The following is a 24,316-nucleotide window of genomic DNA, read 5'->3' on the forward strand; positions in this document are numbered from 1 at the left end:
GGCGTTAGACCAGTTCTTTAAGCCGGTGCCACAGCATCCCCAATGCCAGCAGCGGCGAGCGCAGGTGCTTGCCGCCAGGGAAGGTGATGTGTGGCACCTTGGCGAACAGGTCGAAACGCCCGCTCTGCTGGCCGCTGATGGCTTCGCCCAGCAGGCGCGCGGCCAGGTGGGTGGCGTTGAGCCCATGGCCTGAATAGGCCTGGGCGTAATACACGTTCGGCTGGCTGGCCAGGCGGCCTACCTGGGGCAGGCGGTTGGCGCCGATGCCGATCATGCCACCCCACTGGTAATCGATGCGCACGTCGGCCAACTCAGGGAACACCTTGAGCATCTTCGGCTGCATGTAGGCGGCAATGTCCTTCGGGTCGCGGCCCGAGTAATGGCAGGCCCCACCGAACAGTAGGCGGTTGTCGGCAGACAGGCGATAGTAGTCCAGCGCCACACGCTGGTCGCACACCGCCATGTTTTTCGGCAGCAACCTGCGCGCGCGTTCCTCACCCAGCGGCTCGGTGGCGATGATGTAGCTGCCGGCTGGCAGCACCTTGCCGCCCAGTTCGCGGTTGAGGTTGTTGTGATAGGCGTTGCAGCACAGTACCAGGGTCTTGGCGCGCACCCGGCCTTGGGCAGTATGCACCTGAACCTCGGGACCATAGTCGATACGGGTGACCTCGGACTGCTCGAACAGCTTCACGCCTAGGCGGGCTGCCACGGCGGCTTCGCCCAGGGCCAGGTTGAGCGGGTGCAGGTGCCCCGAGCCCATGTCGACCAACCCACCCACATAGCAGTCGGCGCCGACCACACTGTGGATATCATCTTTGCCGACCAGACGCAGTTCATGCGCGTAGCCCAGGCTGCGCAGTTCTTCGGCGTCCTCGGCAAAGCCCAGCAATTCGGCGGGTTTGTTGGCCAGGTCGCAGTAACCCCAGGTCAGGTCACAGGCGATGGCATGCTTTTCCACCCGCTCGCGCACGATCTGCACGGCCTCCAGGCCCATCAGCTTCATGCTGCGCACGCCGTCCTCGCCAATTACCGGCAGGAACTGTTCAAGGCCATGACCAACGCCACGGATCAACTGCCCGCCATTGCGCCCACTGGCGCCCCAGCCCAGTTTGCGTGCTTCCAGCAGGATGACCGAGAAGCCGCGTTCGGCCAGTTCGATGGCAGTGTTCAGGCCCGAGTAGCCCCCGCCGACGATGCACACATCGGCGCTGTGTGCGCCTTGCAGGAAGGCGTAGTCAGGGTGTGGCGCGCTGCTGGCGGCGTAGTAGGAGGCGGCGTGCTGCGCGCTGTGAATCATTGTGCAGGTCCCGAGGTTATCGACAAAGCATGGAGGATAAGCTCGGGACCAAGAGGGGGCAACCAAGCGGCTATTCAGGTCTGTCTTGTTATCCCAACCGTCAACGGTAGAGATTGCGCTGGGTCGGGCGCATCCATGGTACCGGCGCCACGGATGTCGTAAAGCTGGTGAGCTGTAGCTACCGCAGCAAGAATCCCGTTGTCGGTTTGTGTGGGCAGCTTGTTTTTACTCATCCGTAACAGAGTGTTGGTTGCCCTCAAAGACACAGCCGCCGGGAGTGCTCTGTTCCCGGCTTGAGCGTTTGCCCGCGTAAGCTCAATAAGTGAGTTGACCACCCTTATATTGCCATTGTGCATTTCCAGAACTTGCTCCCCATTCATTGGGGTTACGTGATACGGCCTTGTCTGATTGCCGTTGGATTTCAGCGGCGCATTTGGATCGTACGGCGGCGGTGGCTCGCCCCAACCAAAGTACGTTGGTGGGGCCGGGCTTTTACCTGTGACTACTGCTCCGGGGGCGGCTGGTGAATAGTGAGGCAGCGTAGGCTGTGCCGGAGGCTGATTACGGTTGTCTTGGAAGATTGAATGAATAAGGCTTTGCGGAGCTTTGCGGAGGTCACGCAACCTGACTCGCCCCGACGGGTCCGAGTAGTTGACCGGATCGTTCGAGCAGTAAGCATGAGTATTGATCCCGCCTCTGAGGAACGGGCTTTGTGAGTCGGGGCTATGGAAGCGCATCAATTCAGGACTGTAGCTGCGATGACCCGCCCCGAGTAGATAGCAACCACTGGCAAGATCCAACCGCTCCCCGACGAATCCAATGCTCACTGAGATTGCAGTGGGCATATGGCCAAAAGGAGTAAATGCAAAAGAGTGGTGAGTTTTACTCGATCCGATCATTACGGGCGTTCGTCTTTGATCTAGAGCGACCAAGGCAACACCCGCGGTTTTCCTTTCGGCGAGAGGGAGGTCCAGTGCCTGAACGATGCGAAGCGTATCCTGGGTGCCTTTCAGCACAACAAGCTTCTTTCGGCTGTAGAAGAGTAGAATATGGTTCTTCATTCGCTAGGCTCGATTAGCTGGACTGGGTCGCTGTCTCGTCAGTGTGTGTAGCAAGTAGGCTTACCCACAACTGTCAGAACTACTAGGTCCGCTACCTTTACCGAGCACAAGCGTTATCCGGATAAAACAGCCATCTTCGCCATGTCCTGCAACCGCCACAAAATCCACTTCCTGCGCGAACTCATCCCCTCATTCGAGTGCGAACCCGGCTGCCACGACTGCTGCGGCCCGGTCACCACCTCGGCAGAAGAAATGGCCCGCCTCCCGCGCAAGTCCCAGGCCGAACAGGACGCCGCTCTGGAGCGCCTGGACTGTGTGCACCTCGGCCCCAACGGCTGCACGGTGTATGAAGAGCGGCCCATGATCTGCCGCCTGTTCGGCACCACGCCGCGCATGCCCTGCCCGCGTGGTCGTGGCCCTGAACCGATGATCGACCCTGCCGCCGAGCAGCTGGTCCATCAGTTCATTGCCACCACCCGCCAGGTGTTGGTCTGACTTCAGTCCGGAATTGGCAGGCAGAGGCTCTCCTTTACCTCCTCCATCACGATGTAGCTCTTCGACTCACGCACGTGCGGCAGCTTCAGCAGGATGTCGCCAAGCAGCTTGCGGTACGACGCCATCTCCGAAATACGCGCTTTCACCAGGTAGTCGAAGTCGCCCGACACCAGGTGGCACTCCAACACATGGGGCAGCTTCAACACCGCGCGGCGGAACTCCTCGAAGGTGTCGCCCGACTTGTAGTCCAGGCTGATTTCCACGAACACCAGCAGGCTGCCCTTGAGGTGCTGCGGGTTCAGGCGGGCGTTGTAGCCCATGATGATGCCCTCGCGCTCCAGGCGGCGAACCCGCTCGGTGCAAGGGGTGGTGGACAGCCCAACTTTCTCGCCCAGTTCGGTGAAGGAAATACGCCCGTCATTCTGCAGGATGCGCAGGATGTTACGGTCGATCTTGTCCAGTTCACGCTTGCTCTGGTGCTGGGTTCTCATAGGGGATGCCCCTCCGTGAAAGGCGATTTTGCCGAGAATTCTCGCCAATAATAGGCTTTTATATAGTGAATTGCACTGGTCTCAAATTCCTATACTGCCCCCATTCATGCCATTTCAATAAAAGTCTGCGGCGTGCCGCGTGTGAGGGATATAACGATGCGAGTTCTGGTACTTGGTAGCGGCGTAATCGGAACCGCCAGTGCCTACTACCTGGCCCGGCAAGGTTTCGAAGTGACGGTGGTCGACCGCCAGCCGGCGGTGGCCATGGAAACCAGTTTTGCCAACGCCGGTCAGATCTCGCCCGGCTATGCCTCGCCCTGGGCCGCACCTGGCGTGCCGCTGAAGGCCATCAAGTGGCTGCTGGAGCGCCACGCCCCCCTGGCCATCAAGCTCACCGGCGACGTCGACCAGTACCTGTGGATGGCACAGATGCTGCGCAACTGCACCGCCAGCCGTTACGCGGTGAACAAAGAGCGCATGGTGCGTCTGTCCGAGTACAGCCGTGACTGCCTCGACGAGCTGCGCGCTGAAACCGGCATCAATTACGAAAACCGCAGCCTGGGCACTACCCAGCTGTTCCGTACCCAGGCTCAGGTAGATGCTGCGGCCAAGGACATTGCCGTGCTCGAACAGTCCGGCGTGCCTTACGAATTGCTCGACCGCGACGGCATTGCCCGCGTGGAACCTGCCCTGGCGGGTGTGAAAGACATCCTGGCCGGCGCCCTGCGCTTGCCTAACGACCAAACTGGCGACTGCCAGCTGTTCACCACCAAGCTTGCCGACATGGCGCTGAAGCTGGGCGTGGAGTTCCGCTTCGGCCAGGACATCCAGCGCCTGGACTTCGCTGGCGACCGCATCAATGGCGTGTGGATCGACGGCAAGCTGGAAACTGCCGACCGCTACGTGCTGGCGCTGGGCAGCTATTCGCCGCAGATGCTCAAGCCGCTGGGCATCAAGGCCCCGGTTTATCCGCTTAAAGGCTACTCGCTGACCGTGCCGATCACCAACGGCGACATGGCCCCGACGTCGACCATTCTTGATGAAACCTACAAGGTTGCGATCACCCGTTTCGACAACCGCATCCGCGTTGGTGGCATGGCTGAAATCGCCGGTTTTGACCTGTCGCTGAACCCGCGTCGGCGCGAAACGCTGGAGATGATCGTCAACGACCTTTATCCTCGCGGCGGTGATCTGAGCCAGGCCAGCTTCTGGACCGGCCTGCGCCCGGCGACCCCGGACGGTACGCCGATTGTGGGTGCGACCGCGTTCCGCAACCTGTTCCTGAACACCGGTCACGGTACTTTGGGCTGGACCATGGCGTGCGGCTCCGGTCGTCTGCTGGCCGACCTGATTGCGCGCAAGAATCCGCAGATCAGTGCCGAAGGCCTGGACATTTCCCGTTATGGCAACAGCCCGGAAGTGGCCAAGCACGGGCAGACTGCGCCGGCTCACCAGCAGTAATTGCCTGTACCGGCCCTTTCGCGGGCTCGCCCGCTCCCACAGGTATTTCACAGCTTTTGAAAGCTGTGCAGTACTTGTGGGAGCGGGCGAGCCCGCGAAGAATCCAACACCGATTTCAACCCGAACCACCATAAGGCAGCCGCCATGCGTCCCGCCCGCGCCCTGATCGACCTCCAGGCCCTGCGCCACAACTACCGTCTGGCCCGTGAACTGACCGGTGCCAAAGCCCTCGCCGTGATCAAGGCCGACGCCTATGGCCATGGCGCCGTGCGTTGCGCCCTGGCCCTGGAGGCCGAAGCCGACGGTTTTGCCGTGGCCTGCATTGAAGAGGCGCTGGAACTGCGCGCCGCCGGTATCAAGGCCCCGGTGCTGCTGCTGGAAGGCTTTTTCGAAGTCAGCGAGCTGGCGCTGATCGCCGAGCACGACCTGTGGTGTGTGGTGCATTCGTTGTGGCAGCTCGAAGCCATCGAGCAGACCCAGGTCCACAAGCCGCTCACTGTCTGGTTGAAGCTCGACAGTGGCATGCATCGTGTCGGTCTGCACCCCAAGGATTACCACGAGGCTTACCGGCGCCTGCTGGCCAGTGGCAAGGTTTCTCGCATCGTGCTGATGAGCCACTTCGCTCGCGCCGACGAGCTGGATGCCGACGCCACTGCCCAGCAGATTGCCGTGTTCGAGGCTGCCCGCCAGGGCCTGGCCGCCGAATGCAGCCTGCGCAACTCCCCCGGCGTGCTGGGCTGGCCACAAGCCCCCAGCGATTGGGTACGCCCAGGCCTGATGCTGTATGGCGCCACCCCGTTCGAAGTGGCCCAGGCCCAGGCCCAACGCCTGCAACCGGTCATGACCTTGCAATCGCGGGTCATCAGCGTGCGCGAGCTGCCTGCCGGCGAGCCGGTGGGCTATGGCGCCAAGTTCGTCAGCCCCCGGCCAACCCGCGTTGGCGTGGTTGCCATGGGCTATGCCGACGGCTACCCGCGCCAGGCGCCCAACGGCACCCCGGTATTGGTTGCCGGCCAGCGCACCCAGCTGATTGGCCGTGTATCGATGGACATGCTCAGCGTCGACCTGACCGACGTGCCACAAGCCACTGTCGGCAGCCCGGTCGAGCTGTGGGGCAAGCAGGTGCTGGCCAGTGAAGTGGCCGCACACGCGGGCACCATTCCTTACCAGATCTTCTGCAACCTGAAGCGCGTACCGCGGGACTACATCGGCGAATGACACGCTGAAGCGGACAGGTTGAGGGGCGGTGTGTTGTAAATACTGAACGGCATTGCCATGATATCGTTCACATCCACCCCCCATTCCACCGTTTCAGGAGGCTCCAGCTTTGGACGTCGGCGAACGACTGCAAGCCATCCGCAAGCTCAAGGGCCTGTCCCAGCGTGAACTCGCCAAGCGTGCCGGCGTGACCAACAGCACCATCTCGATGATCGAGAAGAACAGTGTGAGCCCCTCGATCAGCTCGCTGCGCAAGGTGCTGAGCGGCATCCCCATGTCCATGGTCGAGTTCTTTTCGGTCGAGCTGGAACCTCAAAGCCCCACGCAGATCGTTTACAAGGCCCACGAGCTGATCGACATCTCGGACGGTGCGGTGACCATGAAGCTGGTCGGCAAGTCGCACCCCAACCGCGCCATCGCCTTTCTCACCGAGGTGTACCCGCCGGGTGCCGACACCGGTGCCGAGATGCTCACCCATGACGGCGAGGAAACCGGCATCTTGTTGGAAGGCCGCCTGGAACTGGTGGTCGGCAACGAGATCTTCATCCTCGAAGAAGGCGACAGCTATTACTTCGAAAGCACCCGCCCGCACCGTTTTCGCAACCCCTTCGACCAGCCCGCGCGGTTGATCAGCGCAGCGACGCCTTCAAACTTTTGATCCAGCGCAGTGCATTGATTCGGCAATACCCCTTTCCCGTGTAGGGTCGTTTCACGGCCTCTGGGTTCCCGCTATACTTTTCAACGCTCGCCGTTTCGTGGCCGCGAGCGTGATTAGCCACCATGAGGGTGTTCGCGTGAACCAAATCAAGAAGATGCTGGCCGTACCAGCAGCCGTATTCGCCCTCTGGGCAATGAGCGCAACCGCTGCGACCAACGACGACATTGCCAAGCGCCTGGAGCCGGTCGGCCAGGTGTGTGTCCAGGGCCAGGAATGCAAAGGCATGGAAGTGGCTGCAGCGGCGGGGGGCGGGGGCGCCAAAACGCCGGATGACATCATCGCCAAGCACTGCAATGCCTGCCATGGCACCGGCCTGCTCGGCGCGCCGAAAATTGGCGACACCGCCGCGTGGAAAGAACGCGCCGACCACCAGGGCGGGCTGGATGGCATCCTGGCCAAGGCCATTACCGGCATCAACGCCATGCCGCCGAAAGGCACCTGCGCGGACTGCTCGGATGACGACCTGAAAGGCGCGATCAAGAAAATGTCCGGGCTGTGATCTACAGCTGAATTGCACGAAGCCCGCCTTTGATGGCGGGTTTTGTTTATGGGCTCCAGTGCAGGCAACCAATTGCCGTAGGCCTGTGTCCAACCCCTGAACCCATGTCTCAGGAGGCCCCGATGCACCTCTGCGCCATCGACCAGGCTGTCGAGCAGGTCCTGTCCCGGCTGCCAGCCCATATCCACATGGGCCTGCCCTTGGGTCTGGGAAAGCCTAACGCTTTCGTAAACGCCCTCTATGCCCGGGTGCGCGATCTGCCAGAGCGGCAGTTGACCATCTACACCGCGCTGACCCTCGGCCGACCACCACTGGGCGACGGCCTGCAACGACGCTTTCTCGAACCCTTCGTCGAGCGCGTCTTCGCCGACTACGAAGAGCTCACCTACCTCGCCGACCTGCGCAACGACAGCCTGCCGCCAAACATCCGCGTAGAGCAGTTTTTCATGCAGCCCGGCAGCCTGCTGCACAGCGAATCGGCCCAGCAGGACTACATCAGCAGCAACTACAGCCACGCCGCCCGTGACATCAATGCCAAGGGCCTGAACCTGATCGCGCAACTGGTCGCTGCCACTCCCGAGAAGCCCGTCCACCTCAGCCTGGCCTGTAACCCCGACATCACCCTCGACCTGCTGCCAATGATCGCCAAGCGCCGTGCGGCCGGCGAAACCATCCTGATGCTTGGCCAGGTACATACCGAACTGCCGTACATGCCCGGCGATGCGGAATTGCCCATCGATGCGTTCGACCTGCTGATCGATGAAGCCGAGCAGCGCCGGTTGTTCTCCACGCCGAACATGCCGGTCAACACCCAGGATCACTGCATTGGTTTGCACGCCAGCACGCTGGTGCGTGACGGCGGCACCTTGCAGATCGGCATCGGTGCCATGGGGGATGCAGTCGCTGCAGCGTTGCTGGCGCGCCAGGGCGACAACGCGGGCTACCGGGCCCTGCTCGACGAGCTGGATATCGGCCCGTGGCAGGCGCTGATTGAGCGGGAAGGGGGGCTGGAGACTTTTGCCGAAGGCCTGTACGGCTGCAGCGAAATGTTCGTTAACGGCCTGTTGGTGCTGGCCGAAGCGGGCTTGCTACGGCGCTCGGCCGATGAGCAGGGGCCGTTGTTGCATGGTGGCTTTTTCCTCGGGCCTCAAGCGTTCTACCAGCGGCTGAGGGAGATGCCGCTTGAGCAGCGCGCACGGTTTGCCATGACCCGTATCAGCTTCATCAACGAGCTGTACGGGCAGGAAGAACTCAAGCGGCACCAGCGGCGCGATGCGCGCTTCATCAACACGGCGTTCGGCATGACGCTGCTCGGTGCCGGGGTGGCCGATCAGCTGGAAGATGGCCGTGTGCTCAGCGGCGTGGGTGGGCAGTACAACTTCGTCGCCCAGGCTCATGCACTGGAGGGTGGGCGCTCGATTTTGCTGCTGCGCAGCTGGCGTGAGTCGGGCGGGGAGGTGACCTCTAACCTGTTCTGGACCTATGGCCACTGCACCATCCCCCGGCACCTGCGCGATATCGTGGTGACCGAGTACGGCATTGCCGACCTTCGCGGGCAGACCGACAGCGAGGTGATTGCGCGGTTACTGGCAGTGTGCGATTCGCGGTTCCAGCAGGGGCTGACCGAGCAGGCGAAAGAGGCCGGCAAGCTGCCCAGGGATTTTCAGCTGGATGCGCGGTTTACTGACAATACGCCACAGCGTCTGGAGGCAATCCGGGCGCGGCATGCGCGGTTGTTCCCGGAGTACCCGATGGGGACGGATTTTACGGCCGAAGAGCGTGACCTGCTGCGGGCGCTGACCTGGTTGAAAAGCAAGTTCAAGCTGAGCGAGGTGCTGGAGTTGGGCAAGGCAGCGCTGGATGCGCCGGGGCCGGAGGGGTATGAGGGGCACCTGACGAGGATGCAATTGGATCAGCCGCATGGGCTAAAGGAGGAGCTTTATCAGCGGCTGCTGCTGGCGGGACTGGCGGCGACCTGAAGATTGCCGGGGCTGCTTTGCAGCCCTTTCGCGGCACAAGGCCGCTCCTACAGTGAGAATGCGATCGCCTGTAGGAGCGGCCTTGTGCCGCGAAAGGGCCGCAAAGCGGCCCCAATGGTGCTTACTCGATGAAGCTGACCACACCACCTTCCAGCGACTTCACCCGGGCCAGCGATTCAACGCGGTAGCCCTGGCTGTCCAGCTCGGCACGGCCGCCCTGGAACGACTTTTCGATGACGATACCCAGGCCCGCCACGGTGGCGCCGGCTTGCTTGATGATCGAGATCAGCGCCTGCGACGCCTTGCCGTTGGCCAGGAAGTCGTCGATCACCAGCACGCGGTCGCTGCTGTTGAGGTGGCGCGGCGAGATGGCCACGGTGTTTTCGGTCTGCTTGGTGAAGGAATACACCGAGGCGGTCAGCAGGTTCTCGGTCAGGGTCAGCGACTGGTGCTTGCGGGCGAAAATCACCGGCACGCCCAGCTTCAGGCCCGTCATCACCGCCGGGGCAATGCCCGAGGCTTCGATGGTGACGATCTTGGTCACGCCCGCGTCAGCGAACAGGCGGGCGAACTCGTCACCGATCAGCTGCATCAGCGCCGGATCGATCTGGTGGTTGAGAAACGCGTCGACTTTAAGAACCTGGTCGGAAAGCACGATGCCTTCTTCGCGAATCTTCTGATGCAGTGCTTCCACTTTGTTTTCCTCGATGTAGCAAAGGTGGCCGCAAATAGCGGCAAAGTTTAAGAGTAATGGTTGATCAGCGTTTGAGCATTGCCCGGATATCGGCCAGGGCGTTATTGCCGCGTGCGGCCTTCACCTCGACCGGTGCATCGTCCAGGCCCTCCCAGGCCAGGTCGTCCGGTGGCAGTTCGTCGAGGAACCGGCTGGGCGTGCAGTCGATGATTTCACCGTACTGCTTGCGCTTGGCAGCGAAGGTGAAGGCCAGCGTCTGGCGTGCGCGGGTGATGCCCACGTAGGCCAGGCGGCGTTCCTCTTCGATGGTGTCGGCCTCGATGCTGGAGCGGTGCGGGAGGATTTCCTCTTCCATGCCCATGATGAACACGTAGGGGAACTCCAGGCCCTTGGAGGCGTGCAGGGTCATCATCTGCACACCTTCGGCGTTCTCTTCCTCTTCCTGCTGGCGCTCGAGCATGTCGCGCAGCACCAGCTTGCCGATGGCGTCCTCGATGGTCATGTCACCCTCTTCATCCTTCTCGAGGGTGTTCTTCAGCGCTTCGACCAGGAACCAGACGTTGCTGATGCGGAAATCGGCAGCTTTGTCACTGGCGGTCTGCTGGCGAATCCAGTTCTCGTAGTCGATGTCGCGGATCATCTCGTGCAGCGCGGCAATCGGGTCTTCCAGGGCAACCTTTTGGCGTACCCCGTCCAGCCAGTGCTTGAAACGCTGCAAACGCTCGGTGTAGCGGGCATCCAGGTGCTCGCCCAGGCCCAGCTCCTCGCTGGCGGCGTACATCGAAATGCCGCGCTCGGTGGAATAGTTGCCGAGCTTTTCCAGGGTGGTGGAGCCGATTTCCCGGCGCGGTACGTTGATGACGCGCAGGTAGGCGTTGTCATCGTCCGGGTTCACCAGCAGGCGCAGGTACGCCATCAGGTCCTTGACCTCCTGGCGACCGAAGAAGCTGTTGCCGCCCGACAGGCGATATGGCACCTGGTGGTGCTGCAGCTTCAGCTCGATCAGCTTGGCCTGGTAGTTGCCACGGTAAAGGATGGCGAAGTCGCTGTACGGGCGGTTGGTGCGCAGGTGCAAGGTGAGGATCTCCATGGCCACGCGCTCGGCCTCGGCTTCCTCGTTCTTGCAGCGGATCACGCGGATCTCGTCGCCCACGCCCATCTCGCTCCACAGTTGCTTCTCGAACGCGTGCGGGTTGTTGGCGATCAGCACGTTGGCACAGCGCAGGATGCGGCTGGTGGAGCGGTAGTTCTGCTCCAGCATGACGATCTTCAGGGAGGGGTAGTCCTCCTTGAGCAGCATCAGGTTCTCGGGACGGGCACCGCGCCAGGCATAGATCGACTGGTCGTCGTCGCCTACCACGGTGAACTGGTTGCGCATGCCGATCAGCATCTTCACCAGCAGGTACTGGCTGGCGTTGGTGTCCTGGTATTCGTCCACCAGCAGGTAGCGCACGCGGTTCTGCCAGCGTTCCAGCACCTCGGGATGCTCCTGGAACAGCTTGACCGGCTGCAGGATCAGGTCGTCGAAGTCCACCGCGTTGAACGCCTTGAGTGTGCGCTGGTAGTGGGTGTAGACGATGGCGGCGGTCTGCTCGCGCGGGTTGCGCGCCTTTTCCAGGGCTTCGGGCGGCAGGATCAGGTCGTTCTTCCAGGCACCGATCATGTTCTTGATCTCGTCGATGCCGTCGTCGCCGGAGTATTCCTTCTGCATGATGTCCGACAGCAACGCCTTGATGTCGGACTCGTCGAAGATCGAGAAGCCCGGCTTGTAGCCCAGGCGCTCGTGCTCCTTGCGGATGATGTTCAGGCCCAGGTTGTGGAAGGTACACACCGTAAGGCCACGGCCTTCCCCCGGGCGCAGCAAGGTGCCGACACGTTCCTTCATCTCGCGCGCGGCCTTGTTGGTAAAGGTCATCGCCACGATGTACTGGGCACGGATGCCGCAGTTCTGGATCAGGTGGGCAATCTTGCGCGTGATCACGCTGGTCTTGCCCGAACCTGCACCGGCGAGCACCAAAAGAGGGCCGCCGACGTAGTCACGGGCTTCCTGCTGCCGGGGATTGAGTCGGGACATGCTAGAAACCGGGGGTCGCCAGAAAATAGCCGCGCATTCTAACAGGCATGGGGCCGTTATGGCGCGACCGTCTGACGTCTGAGTCAGACTTTTATCCGGCCTACTATTAGTGGGACTAATCCTAGCACCTGAAAAAATCATATTTGCCGGTTCGGCTCGTTTCGAGCAGGATGCACGACAAAATACGTCGGGATGCTACACCCGTAAAAACATGTATAAAAGTGAAAATCATTTTCATTAAATGCAGTAGCATACCCGCCAGTTATCGTTGCACCGTGAAGCCCTAAGGAGTCCGCTTGTCCACGCCTGTCGAACCTTTGCGTTTGCTGCTGTTGGCTGATGAGCCGGAATGGGCCGCCTTGTTGCACGCTTGCATGCCTGCCCTGAGCGGCAGCGCCGTGCTGCTTACCGCCCCGAACTGGGAATCCGTCGACAGCCTGTTCAGCAATGATCGCCAGGCTGTGGTGCTGGCAACCCCGGCCCTGCAGCCCGTGCCCGGGCGCTGCGACCTGCCGACCATCCTGCTGCTCGACCACGAGCCCGAGGTGGCGCCCACGGCCGTCAGCGACTGGCTGGTACGCGGCCAGCTCAATGCCGATACCTTGCGCCGCTCGCTGCGTCATGTACGTGAGCGTGGAGTGCTGGTGGCCACCTTGCAGCGCCTGGCTGAGCAGGACCCCCTGACCGGCATCGCCAACCGCCAAGGTTTCCAGGCCTTGCTGACTGCGCGCCTGGCCGAAAACGAAGGCCGTGGCGTTGCCTTGGGCCACCTGGACCTGGACAACTTCCGCCACGTCAACGATGCCCTCGGCCACCAGAGCGGCGACCGGCTGATTTTGCAGGTGGTGGCGCGGCTGCAAAACCAGCTGGAGGCGGGTGACCAGCTGGCCCGCCTGGGCAGCGACGAGTTTGCCCTGCTGATCGACACCCGCCGCGACGCCAACCGCGCCGAATGGATTGCCGAGCGTATCGTCGAAGCCTTGGCCGAACCCTACTTCATCGACGGCGAAAGCCTGCTGCTGGGCTGCAGCCTGGGCCTGGCCCATGCCCGCGCCCAAGCGGGGGCCGACCCTTTGATGTGGCACGCCCACATCGCCATGCGCCAGGCCAAGGGTAGCCAAGGCTGCACCTTCCATGTGTTCAACGAGCGCATCAACCGCAACGCCCGTAGCCTGGCCGATTTGGAAAGCGAGCTACGCCGCGCCCTGCGCCGTGATGAGCTGGAGCTGCACTATCAGCCACGGCTTGACCTGGCGGACGGACGCATCGTTGGCCTGGAGGCGCTGGTGCGCTGGCGCCATGCCGAGCGCGGGCTGCTGCCGCCCAGCGAGTTCGTGCCGTTGGCCGAGCAAAGTGGCCTGATCGTGCCGCTGGGTTACTGGGTGATTTCCCGGGCGCTGCGCGACATGCAGGCGCTGTGCGAGCGCGGCCTGGAACCGCTGCACATGGCGGTTAATCTCAGCTTCCGCCAGTTCCAGGACAGCCAGCTGCTGGCCACCCTGAGCCGCCTGATCATCGAGCATGGTGTGGATGCCCGTTGGCTGGAGTTCGAGCTGACCGAAACGGCAGTGATGCGCCGCAACGAACTGGTACGCCAGACCATGGATGCCCTCGGCCGCCTGGGTGTGCGCTTCTCGCTCGACGATTTTGGCACCGGGTTCTCTTCGTTCGTGCACCTCAACAGCCTGCCGATCACCTTGCTCAAGGTAGACCGCAGCTTTGTGGCCGAAATGGAAATGCGCGAGGAAAACCGCAAGCTGGTGCATGCCATGATCAACCTGGCGCATAACCTCAACCTGGAGGTGGTGGCCGAGGGGGTGGAGAGTGAAGCGCAACTGGCCTTGTTGCGAGGGTTTGGGTGCGATCAGGTGCAGGGCTACCTGGTCAGCAAGCCGCTGCCGGTGGGGGAATTGATCGAATTTTTGCTGGATTGCAGCAGGCCGAAGCTGGTTAGCGTTTGAGATAGCAGGGGAGGGCTTCGCCCTCCTTTCGCGGCCCCAACAATCAAACAGACACCACAGACCTGTCAGGTGAACCGGCCTTCCCCAGCAGCCGCTTCATCCGCCACTCAAAGCCAAACGTCAGCGCCACCGCCGCACACGCCAGCCCCAGCGCCAAGCCCCACCAGATCCCGACCGCGCCGGCGCCCAGGTTGAACGCGAACAGCCACGCACTCGGCGCACCCACCAGCCAGTAGCACACCAGCCCGATCAGGAAGGTGGTCTTGGCATCCTTCAGCCCGCGGATCGAGCCCATGGCAATCGTCTGCATGCCATCGAACAGCTCGAACCACGCCGCCACCATCAGCAACTGCACGGCCACCTGGAAGATCGCGGCAAAGGCCGGGTCGTTACGGTCGATAAACAGCCCCACCAGCGCCTCGGGCAGCAGCAGGAACAGCGCGGCGAAGGCAAACATGATCATCGCCCCGAAGCCAATGCCCACGCGCCCGGCGCTGCGCGCCGCCAGCAGGTTGCCAGCGCCGTAATACAAGCCCACCCGCATGGTCACCGCATACGACAGCCCTGTCGGCACCATGAATGCCGTGGACACGATCTGCAGGGCGATCTGGTGCGCGGCCAACTCGGTACTGCCCAGCACGCCCATGCACAGCGCGGCGAAGGCGAACAGGCCCACTTCCACCATGTAGGTACCGCCAATTGGCAGCCCCAGACGCCACAGCTCGCGCAGTGCTGGCAGCGACGGGCGCGACAGGCCCTGGCGCAGCGGGTAGGCGGCATAGGCCGAGTGCCAGCGGATATACAGCGCCAGCGCGATAGCCATGCCCATCGACACCACCGCGGTGACCAGGCCGATGCCCATCAGGCCCAGCTTGGGCAGGCCGAACATGCCCTCGATCAGCGCCACGTTGAACAGGTAGTTGAGCACCGTGCCGGCCAGGCTGATGACCATCACCGGGGTCGAGCGCCCCAGCGCACTGGTGAAACCGCGCAACGCCATGAACGTCAGGTAGCCGGGCAGTGCCAGTGGCAGCAGCGTGAGGAATTCGGCCGCCGAGGCCACGTTCTCGGGCTTTTGCCCGAATAGTAGCAGCACCGGCTCCAGGTTCCACAGCACCAGCGCGGCGAACAGTGCCAGGCCCCAGGCCAGCCACAGGCCGCTCTGCGCCAGTCGGGTCGCGCCTTCGATATCGTTGGCACCCTTGCGAATCGCCACCAGGGTGCCGACTGCGGCGATCACACCCAGGCAGAAGATCGACACGAACGAGTAGCTGGCTGCACCTAGACCGCCACCGGCCAGGGCCTGCGGGCTGATGCGGGCCATCATCAGGGTGTCGGTCAGCACCATCAGCATGTGCGCCAACTGCGAGGCAATCAGCGGCCCGGCCAGGCGCAGCAAAGCCTTGAGTTCTGTGGTGGGCGCGACGTGCATGAGGGCTGTCCTTCTTCCTGAGGTGATGAACGAAGGGCGATTCTGAGGCTTTGGTCAACTTTGCACAAAAGGATAAAAGCGATCATTGGCATGAGTCTGACTCATGTATATATGCTTCTTGGTGATCCGCTCCACAGCCCCGTATGGCAGGTGCCTCATGTCCCGTCAGCTTCCACCGTTGTATGCCCTTCGCGCATTCGAAGCCGCCGCACGGCTAAGTTCCTTCACCCGTGCCGGTGAGGAACTGTCGATCACTCAGAGTGCGGTCAGCCGGCATATCCGCACGCTGGAGGATCACTTCGCCTGCCGCCTGTTCGTGCGCAGTGGCCGCAACCTGCAACTGACCGAGGCCGCACGGGTATTGCTGCCAGGCGTTCGCGAAGGCTTCGCGGCGCTGGAGCGGGCCTGCGATACCTTGCGCGGTGAAGACGACATCCTGCGCATGAAGGCCCCCTCGACCCTGACCATGCGCTGGTTGCTGGCTTGCTTGAGCCGTTTCCGTCACCTGCAGCCAGGCAATGAAGTACAGCTGACCAGTGCCTGGATGGACGTTGACCATGTGGACTTCAACCAGGAACCGTTCGATTGCGCGGTGTTGCTCAGCGACGGGGTGTTCCCGCCGGACTGGGAAGTGCGCAAGCTGTTCCCGGAGTTGCTGATACCCGTAGGGGCGCCAGACCTGCTGGAAAAAGTGCCGTGGGACGAGCACCGGCTGGCCTCTATCGAGCTGCTGCACCCCACGGTGGACAAGCGCGACTGGCGGGAGTGGCTGGAACGCATGGGGTTGAGCGACAAGGTTTCGCTCAAGGGCGGGCAGGTGTTCGATACCCTGGAGCTGGGCATGATTGCGGCGGCGCGCGGCTATGGGATTTCCATGGGCGATTTGCTGATGGTGGCCGAGGATGTGGCGCAGGGGCGCTTGAGCCTGCCATGGCCGACGGCGGTGCCCAGTGGAATGGATTATTACCTGGTGTGGCCGCGTACCCGGCCAGGGGGGGAGCGGTTGCGGCGGCTGAGTGCTTTTCTGGAAGACGAGGTGGCGGCGATGGACTTGCCGAATGTGGAAATCCTGCCGCCTCTTTGATCGCCTGTACCGGCCCTTTCGCGGGTAAACCCGCGAAAGGGCCGCAATGCATTACATCGAGCCCAGGTTCAACGCCTGCGCACAGGCTTGCAGCGACCGGCGTTCACTTTGCGCATACAGCGCCAGCTCATCTTGCACCTGCAACCCCAACGCTGCCTCGAACGCATCGCGGTTGGCATTGCTGCCATATTCGGCCTGCGCATCGTCGCCCAGGTTGGACTGGAAGATGCCCGCCGCGCTCACCGGCAGGAAGTCCTCGTACACCAGCGCCTCGAAGTGCACATGGCCTGCGTCGATCAGCCCTTGCAGGGTGGTCGGGCGGCCTTCCTGGTCACGCGCAGCCAGGCCTTTCTCGGTGGCGAAGTAGCGGAAGTATGCCAGGCCCTGTTCACGCATCTGCGCCAGGTCGTCCGGGAATGCTGCAAAGGTTTCTTTCAGCAGCGACATGTAGCGCTCGGCGTTGGCCTCGACCGGTGCGCCACCCAGGGCAGCGCGGGTGGCATCGAGCAGCTTGTCGTACAGCTGGCGACCCTTCGGCGTCAGCGCCGCACCGCGTTGTTCGATCTCGCCGAAACGGGCGGTGTGGCTGCCTTCGCTGCCCTGCTGGTCGCTGAACGCGACCTTTTCCTGCAAGGCCTTGAAGCTGGTCTGTCGCAGCAGGATCGGGTGGCGACGGGTAGGCGGGCCTTCGACCACGGCCTTCGGCGGGATGCCTTTGGCCGGCATGCCGACCTGGATCGCATCGATGTCCAGGGTACGTGGGGTCAGGTGGTTGATGTGCGGGCCCTTGAAGGCCACCACATCGGCGATCAGGCGGTGCTGGTCGTGCAACTGCTGGTACTGCTCGGCGGTGACGGTGGCGTCATGGTGCCAGCGGAAGGTGTGCAACGCTTCCTGCACGAACGCCCCGGCATCTGCGGCGTTCAGCCCGCCATCGCGCTCGCTTTGGGCGATCAGTTCGAGGGCGCGGCTGGTGAAGATCTGGCGCTTGGCCAGGATGCCCTGTGCCAGCTCGCGCAGTTGCGGGTTGTCGATCAGCTCCAGGCGCAGCAGCGAGGTGAACACACGGAACGGGCTGACATGCAACGACTGTTCATGCACGGCACGGAAGGCGGTGGAGTGCACCGGCACGCCAGCAGAGCTCAGGTCGTAGTAGCCGACCGGCTCCATACCCATGACGGCAAACAGGCGGGCGATGGTGGCCAGCTCTTCGGCGGTGCCAACGCGGATGGCGCCATGGCGTTCCTGGTCCAGTCGCTCGATTTCCCCGGTCCAGCGCAGGGCCTCGGCAACCTTGGGCTGCTGGGCCATGACCTGCTGGTTGATTTCGCTCACCAGCTCCAGCAGCGTGCCGTACAGGGGCACTTCCTGTTTGTACATGAGCGACATGGCGGCAGAGAACTGCGCGCGAATGCTGTCTGGGCTGACGAAATCGTGGGCGGGCATCGCTAGCTTCCTGGTTGGGTTCGGACGCTTACATGAAAGCTGGGAATGCACTTGGCTCACAAGCGAAAAAAAGTGAGTGTGTCATTCCTTTTTTGATCGACCTTCAGGGCTCTTTCGCGGGTTCACCCGCGAAGAGGCCCTCAAGCCTGAAGCTGCTCGTGAATCCACTCCACCAATGCCCTGACCTTGGGCACCTCCGCCGCATGCTCGGCATACGCCAGATAATGCGCTCCGGCACTGCGCATCGCATGGTTCCAAGGCACCACCAGGCTCCCGTCCGCCAACTCTTTCGCCGCCAGGTAACGCGGCACCAGCGCCACCCCGCACCCGGCCTGCGCCGCGCTCAAGGCCATATAGAACGTATCGAAGCGTGGCCCGTGGTAAGCGCTGACGCTCTGCAGGTCCTGCTCCAGGAACCACTCATGCCACGCCTCCGGCCGCGACGTGCTCTGCAACAGCACCAGGTCGGCAAGCTCTGCGGCATCGCCCAGTGTGCGCCCGGCCAGTAGCTCCGGCGCGCACACCGGCACCACCTCTTCGCGGAACAGCTCCACGCAGGTGGCCCCCGGCCAGGTGCCCTGGCCGTAGAAAAACACCACGTCCGCCGAGCCCTGCAACAGGGCAAACGGCTCCATCTCGTTGCGGATATCGAGGTGAATATTGCTGTGCCGCTTCCCAAAACCTTTCAGGTGCGGGATCAGCCAGCGCACGCCAAAACTCGGTTGAGTGGCTACCTTCAATATCTCGGTCTGCTCGCCGTAGGTGAGTACGTAGCGGCTGGACATGTCCACCTGGGTGAGGATCTTGTTGACCTCGGCCAGGTACAGGCTGCCGGCCGGGGTCAATTGCAGGCGCCTGCGAATGCGCAGAAACAGGTGGTGGCGCAGCATGTCTTCAAGCTGCGCCACCTGCTTGCTGACCGCGCTCTGGGTCAGGTGCAGCTCTTCGGCGGCACGGGTAAAGCTCAAATGGCGGGCTGCAGCTTCAAAGCACTGCAGGGCGGTCATGGAGGGCACCAGGCGTTTGGACATAGCGGTCTCTGCGGCTCAAATCATTACCTGGCGGAATGATATGCGGAATAAAGGTCGTTTGTTGTACCTATGTGATCGGATTAATACTGATCCACATCATTTTTCCACCCCATCACCCGATGTAGGAGATGCACAAATGGTTGCTGGATTGCTCGAGCGCCTTGGCGTTGCTGCCGAGGCTTACACCCAGGGCGACTACCCTGTTCACACGCCGATCGACGGCAGCCAGATCGCCTCGGTGAAACTGCTCGGCAAGGCCGAGACCATCGCCCGCATCGACCAGGCCCAAAGCGCCTTCGAAGCCTGGCGCACTGTGCCGGCCCCGCGCCGTGGCGAACTGGTGCGCCTGTTTGGCGAAGTGCTGCGTGAGCACAAGGCCGACCTGGGCGAGCTGGTATCGATCGAAGCCGGTAAGATCACCCAGGAAGGCCTGGGCGAAGTACAGGAAATGATCGACATCTGCGACTTCGCCGTTGGCCTGTCGCGTCAGCTGTACGGCCTGACCATCGCCTCCGAGCGCCCGGGCCACCACATGCGTGAAACCTGGCACCCGCTGGGCGTGGTCGGCGTGATCAGCGCCTTCAACTTCCCGGTCGCCGTCTGGGCCTGGAACACCGCCCTGGCCCTGGTGGCCGGTAACTCGGTGGTGTGGAAACCGTCTGAGAAAACCCCGCTCACCGCCCTGGCTTGCCAGGCGCTGTTCGAAAAAGCCCTGAAAGCCTTCGGCGATGCCCCGGCTGGCCTGGCGCAACTGGTCATCGGTGGCCGCGAAGCTGGCGAAGCCATGGTCGACGACCCGCGCGTACCGCTGGTCAGCGCCACCGGCAGCACCCGCATGGGCCGCGAAGTGGGGCCACGTGTTGCTGCCCGCTTTGGCCGCAGCATCCTCGAGCTGGGTGGCAACAACGCCATGATCCTGGCCCCGAGCGCCGACCTGGACCTGGCCGTGCGCGGCATCCTGTTCTCGGCTGTCGGCACCGCCGGCCAGCGTTGCACCACCCTGCGCCGCCTGATCGTGCACCGCTCGATCAAGGACGAAGTGGTTGCCCGCGTCAAAGCCGCCTACGGCAAAGTGCGCATCGGCGACCCACGCAAGGACAACCTGGTCGGCCCGCTGATCGACAAGCTGTCGTTCGATGCCATGCAGGGCGCGCTGGCCAAGGCCCGCGACGAAGGTGGTCAGGTGTTTGGTGGGGAGCGTCAGCTGGCCGACCAGTACCCGAACGCCTACTACGTGTCGCCTGCCATTGCCGAAATGCCGGCGCAGAGCGACGTGGTGCGCCACGAAACCTTCGCCCCGATCCTGTACGTGCTGGCCTACGACGACTTCGAAGAGGCCCTGCGCCTGAACAACGAAGTGCCACAAGGCCTGTCGTCGTGCATCTTCACCACCGACATTCGTGAGGCCGAGCGCTTCCAGAGTGCTTCGGGCAGCGACTGCGGCATCGCCAACGTCAACATCGGCACCAGCGGCGCCGAGATCGGCGGTGCGTTTGGTGGCGAGAAGGAAACCGGCGGTGGTCGTGAGTCGGGTTCGGATGCCTGGAAAGGCTATATGCGTCGTCAGACCAACACCGTGAACTACTCGCGCGAGCTGCCGCTGGCGCAGGGTATCGTGTTCGACTGATGGTTTGATGCTGCATGGCCGGGGACTATGCCCCCGGTTCGCGGCACAAGGCCGCTCCTACACAGGCATCGCGACCTTCTGTAGGAGCGGCCTTGTGCCGCGAATGGGCTGCAAAGCAGCCCCAACAAGAACAAATTGCTGGAGCCGGGCCATGTCCGAACTGCGTCAAGAATGCTTGTGGGAATTCGTCAGCAAACCAACCGTTGCCGCCCAGGCCCTGGCCGGTGAGCACAAGGCCGATGTCTGCGTGATCGGTGGCGGCATTACCGGCCTGTCTGCAGCCATCCACCTGCTCGAACAGGGCAAGTCGGTGATTCTGCTGGAGGCCTGGAAGGTCGGTCACGGCGGCTCCGGGCGCAACGTGGGACTGGTCAACGCCGGCACCTGGATCCGCCCTGACGACGTCGAGGCCACCCTCGGCCAGAAGCAAGGCAGCCGCCTGAACAAAGTGCTCGGCGAAGCCCCGGCTGAAGTGTTCGCCATGATCGAGCGCCTGGGCATCGACTGCCAGGCCCAGCACAAAGGCACGCTGCATATGGCGCACAACGCCACCGGCCTCGCCGACCTTGAGGCCCGTCACGAACAATGGCGCCGCCGCGGTGCCGACGTAGAGCTGTTGACCGGCGCCCAGTGCCAGGAATACTGCGGTACCAACAAGATTTCCGCCGCGCTGCTCGACCGCCGCGCCGGCACCATCAACCCCATGGGTTACACCCAGGGCCTGGCGGCTGCCGTGGCCCGTCTGGGCGGCAAGTTGTTCCAGCAGTCTTCGGTCGAAGGCCTGGAGCGTGACGGCGATGCCTGGCGGGTGAAGACCGCCCGCGGCTCGGTGCGCGCCGACAAGGTGGTGATTTCCACCGGTGCCTACACCGAAGGCGACTGGAGCAACCTGCAGAAGCAGTTCTTCCGTGGATACTACTACCAAGTGGCGTCCAAGCCGTTGCAGGGCGCAGCAGCCGACAAGGTGCTGCCGCACGGCCAAGGCTCGTGGGACACCCGCACCGTGCTTAGCAGCATCCGCCGTGACGACCAAGGCCGCCTGTTGCTCGGCAGCCTGGGCCGGGTCGACAACAAGCCGGCGTGGTTCGTGCGCAGTTGGGCAGACCGGATCCAGAGCCACTACTACCCGGAGCTGGGCAAGGTCGAGTGGGAAATGCACTGGACCGGTTGCATCGACTTCACCCCGGACCACCTGATGCGCCTGTTCGAGCCAGCGCCGGGGCTGGTGGCGGTGACCGGTTATAACGGGCGAGGTAACACCACCGGCACCGTGATTGGCCGGGCGTTTGCCGAGTTCCTGCTGAAGGGGGAGGCGGATAGCCTGCCGATTCCGTTCTCGCCGATGACCGGTGTGAGTGCACCTTCGCTGCGTACCGCTTTCTATGAGTCCGGGTTCTCGCTGTACCACGCGGGGCAATGCTTGAGAGTTGTGTTGTAAGTTCTGGCCTCTTCGCGGGCGAGCCCGCGAAGAGGCCGGTCAGGCTTACTTGTGCAACCAGCTAAGGAAGCCGCCTTTCTTGATCAGGGCCGGCTTCTGCAGCAACAACGACTCCCGGCTCTGGCGCCGGAACCGCTGCAACTTGCTCAGCGCCGTCTGCACCTCGCCACGCTGCTGCAAGCAGCTCTTCACCTGTTCCTTGTCGATCCGGTACAGCACGCAACTGGTCAGCGTGCGGAACTCGGCCAGCGAATCCTCTTCATCGATGATGCCCTCGATCCCCAGCACCTCACCCGGCCCCATGCGCCCGGCTTCGACCAACTTGTCGCCATCGCGCACCGATGCCGAGATGACCCCGCTGCCAATCACCAACAGGTGATCGGAATGCTCGCCAACGCCCAGGATCACCTGATCCGCCAGGTACTCCACCGCCGTCATGCGCTGGCTCAGCGCATCACGCTCTTCATCGCTTAGCGAGCGGAACACCCGCACCTCGTCCAGTACTTCGCGCTGGCGGCTGCGCGGCGGCAGGGCCAGGTCCACGTTCCACATCACCCCGCTGGCCTCCAGGTGGCGGTGCGCAAGGTCGAACAGCTGGTTGCGCGCGTCGCCCTTGGCGCCTGCTTCGGCCACGAAACCGCTGGCCTCGTACTCCACGGATTCCAGTGTCGAGGCCTTCACCGTCACTTTCGGCTTTGGGGTCTCAAGAATGGCACTGACGCCCTGCAGGGCCTTTTCCAGTGCATCGAACACCCGTTTGGGCCGCACCTTGGCCGGCACCACCACGCTGATCGACACCCCATGCACATCGGCCGGGCGGCTGTGGTTGAGCAGCCGGGCCTTGGCCGCCACCGAATTGGGGATCACCGCCAGGCTGCCAGTGCCGGTCAGCAGGCGTGTGGCGCGCCAGTCGATGTCCAGCACCTTGCCTTCTGTGCCGTCGATGGAAATGGAGTCACCAATCTGGTAGGGCCGCGTGGTGTTCAGCACGATGCCGCTGAATACGTCGGCCAGGGTGCTTTGCAGCGCCAGGCCGATGACGATGGCCATCACCCCGGAGGTAGCCAGCAGGCCTTTGACCGGCAGCTGCATCACATAGCCGGCGGCAGCCACCACAGCGGCGAGGAAGATCAACGCCCCCAGCACATCCTGCAGCAACCGCCCGCCATGGCTGCCACGGGCCACCAACAGCAGGCCAAACACCACCGTGACCGTGCGTGCGCCAAACAGCCACCAACCGATCGCCAATACCGTGGCCATGAGGTTGCGCGACACATCGTCGGGCCAGGGCGGCGGTTGCAGCGGGCTCATGCCAGCGGCCACCAGCACCGAGCTGAACAGCAGGAATATCACCAGGCGCGTGCCGATGCGCCAGGCGCGGCGCTGGATGGGGATGAGTTGCCAGAGCACGAGATCCAGCAGGAGCAGGGCAGTACCGAGCAATAACGGGGACGACTGGATGAACGCCAGCATGGTGGTCTCGGGGTGGGAGAAGGGCTGTGGGTAGTAATAGAGCAGGTAGCCCAGCAAATCCACTGCCAATTTGTCGTTCCTTAAATAGAACGCTAAAGCCAAAATCAGCTATCTACCGCTCCAAAGGTGATGGTTTTAATCTTCTCCCATCAACGCGAAACACCCCACTTACTGAACATCAAAACCCTTAGGAGCAACGACCATGACCAACTTCAAATACAACCGCCTGAACAAAGACGACGCCGCTGTCCTGCTGGTCGACCACCAGGCTGGCCTGCTGTCTCTGGTCCGCGACATCGAGCCGGACGCATTCAAGAACAACGTGCTGGCCCTGGCTGACCTGGCCAAGTTCTTCAACCTGCCGACCATCCTCACCACCAGCTTCGAGCAAGGCCCCAACGGCCCGCTGGTGCCAGAGCTGAAAGCCCTGTTCCCGGATGCGCCGTACATTGCCCGCCCAGGGCAGATCAACGCCTGGGACAACGAAGACTTCGTCAAGGCCGTGAAGGCCACCGGCAAGAAGCAACTGATCATCGCCGGCGTGGTGACTGAAGTGTGCGTAGCCTTCCCGGCCCTGTCGGCCCTGGAAGAAGAGTTCGACGTATTCGTGGTCACCGATGCCTCCGGCACCTTCAACGCCATGACCCGTGACGCTGCCCACGACCGCATGAGCCAGGCAGGCGCGCAGTTGATGACCTGGTTCGGCGTGGCCTGTGAGCTGCACCGCGACTGGCGCAACGATATCGAAGGGCTGGCGGCGCTGTGCTCCAACCACATCCCGGACTACCGCAACCTGATGACCAGCTACAACGCCTTCAACGCCGGCAAGTAAGCCAA

General features: G+C 62.8%; 20 protein-coding genes. 11 read left to right on the plus strand and 9 right to left on the minus strand.

The genetic code is table 11. The features are described from left to right. Positions 1 to 4: 4 nt before the first annotated feature. Positions 5 to 1,297, minus strand: a complete 1,293-nt coding sequence (locus D906_RS06025; RefSeq protein ID WP_019096656.1) for an FAD-binding oxidoreductase — start codon at positions 1,295 to 1,297, stop codon at positions 5 to 7. Positions 1,298 to 1,371: 74 nt separating this feature from the next. Beyond that, on the minus strand, positions 1,372 to 2,358 hold the full coding sequence (locus D906_RS06030) for an RHS repeat-associated core domain-containing protein (protein ID WP_080587340.1): 987 nt from the start codon (positions 2,356 to 2,358) through the stop codon (positions 1,372 to 1,374). Positions 2,359 to 2,499: 141 nt separating this feature from the next. On the opposite strand from D906_RS06030, the gene D906_RS06035 reads away from it, so the two are divergent. Further along, entirely contained in the window at positions 2,500 to 2,853 is a 354-nt protein-coding gene (locus D906_RS06035) for a YkgJ family cysteine cluster protein (RefSeq protein ID WP_027614810.1), read from the plus strand. Positions 2,854 to 2,855: 2 nt separating this feature from the next. Here D906_RS06035 and dadR read toward each other — a convergent pair whose 3' ends face one another. After that, positions 2,856 to 3,344 carry a transcriptional regulator DadR gene (dadR, locus tag D906_RS06040; RefSeq protein WP_003258963.1) on the minus strand — a complete coding sequence of 163 codons (489 nt, stop codon included), beginning with the start codon at positions 3,342 to 3,344 and terminating at the stop codon, positions 2,856 to 2,858. A 156-nt stretch (positions 3,345 to 3,500) separates the two neighbouring features. On the opposite strand from dadR, the gene dadA reads away from it, so the two are divergent. The 5 genes from dadA to D906_RS06065 all read left to right on the plus strand — a co-directional run bounded on the left by dadA (position 3,501) and on the right by D906_RS06065 (position 9,219). Then, entirely contained in the window at positions 3,501 to 4,805 is a 1,305-nt protein-coding gene (dadA, locus tag D906_RS06045) for a D-amino acid dehydrogenase (RefSeq protein ID WP_027614811.1), read from the plus strand. Positions 4,806 to 4,949: 144 nt separating this feature from the next. Continuing rightward, positions 4,950 to 6,023, plus strand: coding sequence for an alanine racemase (gene alr, locus D906_RS06050; RefSeq protein ID WP_016712681.1), 1,074 nt, complete (start codon positions 4,950 to 4,952; stop codon positions 6,021 to 6,023). 109 nt (positions 6,024 to 6,132) lie between these two features. Then, positions 6,133 to 6,681, plus strand: a complete 549-nt coding sequence (locus tag D906_RS06055; protein WP_019097519.1) for a cupin domain-containing protein — start codon at positions 6,133 to 6,135, stop codon at positions 6,679 to 6,681. 154 nt (positions 6,682 to 6,835) lie between these two features. Further along, positions 6,836 to 7,240, plus strand: a complete 405-nt coding sequence (locus D906_RS06060; protein WP_033693936.1) for a cytochrome c5 family protein — start codon at positions 6,836 to 6,838, stop codon at positions 7,238 to 7,240. Positions 7,241 to 7,362: 122 nt separating this feature from the next. Further along, positions 7,363 to 9,219 carry an acetyl-CoA hydrolase/transferase C-terminal domain-containing protein gene (locus D906_RS06065; protein WP_019097520.1) on the plus strand — a complete coding sequence of 619 codons (1,857 nt, stop codon included), beginning with the start codon at positions 7,363 to 7,365 and terminating at the stop codon, positions 9,217 to 9,219. Positions 9,220 to 9,340: 121 nt separating this feature from the next. On the opposite strand, the gene D906_RS06070 is transcribed toward D906_RS06065, so the two are convergent. Both D906_RS06070 and rep read right to left on the minus strand, forming a co-directional pair. Next, the gene (locus tag D906_RS06070; protein ID WP_003253535.1) at positions 9,341 to 9,913 is read right to left on the minus strand and encodes a xanthine phosphoribosyltransferase; all 573 of its coding nucleotides are present in this window, start codon (positions 9,911 to 9,913) and stop codon (positions 9,341 to 9,343) included. A gap of 64 nt (positions 9,914 to 9,977) precedes the next feature. After that, positions 9,978 to 11,987 (minus strand): DNA helicase Rep, encoded by a 2,010-nt coding sequence (rep, locus tag D906_RS06075; RefSeq protein ID WP_016712678.1) that lies wholly within the window; start codon positions 11,985 to 11,987, stop codon positions 9,978 to 9,980. A gap of 296 nt (positions 11,988 to 12,283) precedes the next feature. On the opposite strand from rep, the gene D906_RS06080 reads away from it, so the two are divergent. Next, on the plus strand, positions 12,284 to 13,948 hold the full coding sequence (locus D906_RS06080) for a bifunctional diguanylate cyclase/phosphodiesterase (RefSeq protein ID WP_019097521.1): 1,665 nt from the start codon (positions 12,284 to 12,286) through the stop codon (positions 13,946 to 13,948). Between the two features lie 43 nt (positions 13,949 to 13,991). Here the strand turns inward: D906_RS06080 and D906_RS06085 are convergent, their stop codons facing one another. Next, on the minus strand, positions 13,992 to 15,380 hold the full coding sequence (locus D906_RS06085) for a NorM family multidrug efflux MATE transporter (RefSeq protein ID WP_019097522.1): 1,389 nt from the start codon (positions 15,378 to 15,380) through the stop codon (positions 13,992 to 13,994). A 157-nt stretch (positions 15,381 to 15,537) separates the two neighbouring features. On the opposite strand from D906_RS06085, the gene D906_RS06090 reads away from it, so the two are divergent. Next, positions 15,538 to 16,464 (plus strand): LysR substrate-binding domain-containing protein, encoded by a 927-nt coding sequence (locus D906_RS06090; RefSeq protein WP_019097523.1) that lies wholly within the window; start codon positions 15,538 to 15,540, stop codon positions 16,462 to 16,464. Between the two features lie 51 nt (positions 16,465 to 16,515). On the opposite strand, the gene D906_RS06095 is transcribed toward D906_RS06090, so the two are convergent. Next, positions 16,516 to 17,910, minus strand: a complete 1,395-nt coding sequence (locus D906_RS06095) for a VOC family protein (protein ID WP_027609978.1) — start codon at positions 17,908 to 17,910, stop codon at positions 16,516 to 16,518. Between the two features lie 140 nt (positions 17,911 to 18,050). Further along, on the minus strand, positions 18,051 to 18,941 hold the full coding sequence (locus D906_RS06100) for a LysR family transcriptional regulator (protein ID WP_027609979.1): 891 nt from the start codon (positions 18,939 to 18,941) through the stop codon (positions 18,051 to 18,053). A 136-nt stretch (positions 18,942 to 19,077) separates the two neighbouring features. On the opposite strand from D906_RS06100, the gene D906_RS06105 reads away from it, so the two are divergent. Further along, on the plus strand, positions 19,078 to 20,568 hold the full coding sequence (locus D906_RS06105) for an aldehyde dehydrogenase family protein (protein WP_016712672.1): 1,491 nt from the start codon (positions 19,078 to 19,080) through the stop codon (positions 20,566 to 20,568). Between the two features lie 151 nt (positions 20,569 to 20,719). Beyond that, positions 20,720 to 22,006, plus strand: a complete 1,287-nt coding sequence (locus D906_RS06110; protein WP_019096463.1) for an FAD-binding oxidoreductase — start codon at positions 20,720 to 20,722, stop codon at positions 22,004 to 22,006. Between the two features lie 45 nt (positions 22,007 to 22,051). Here D906_RS06110 and D906_RS06115 read toward each other — a convergent pair whose 3' ends face one another. Beyond that, positions 22,052 to 23,479, minus strand: a complete 1,428-nt coding sequence (locus tag D906_RS06115; RefSeq protein ID WP_025754249.1) for a mechanosensitive ion channel family protein — start codon at positions 23,477 to 23,479, stop codon at positions 22,052 to 22,054. A gap of 202 nt (positions 23,480 to 23,681) precedes the next feature. On the opposite strand from D906_RS06115, the gene ycaC reads away from it, so the two are divergent. Then, the gene (gene ycaC / locus D906_RS06120; RefSeq protein WP_019096461.1) at positions 23,682 to 24,311 is read left to right on the plus strand and encodes an isochorismate family cysteine hydrolase YcaC; all 630 of its coding nucleotides are present in this window, start codon (positions 23,682 to 23,684) and stop codon (positions 24,309 to 24,311) included. Positions 24,312 to 24,316 lie beyond the last annotated feature (5 nt).

Source organism: Pseudomonas sp. LAIL14HWK12:I1 (genome assembly GCF_003202095.1).
GTDB classification, from domain to species: domain Bacteria; phylum Pseudomonadota; class Gammaproteobacteria; order Pseudomonadales; family Pseudomonadaceae; genus Aquipseudomonas; species Aquipseudomonas monteilii.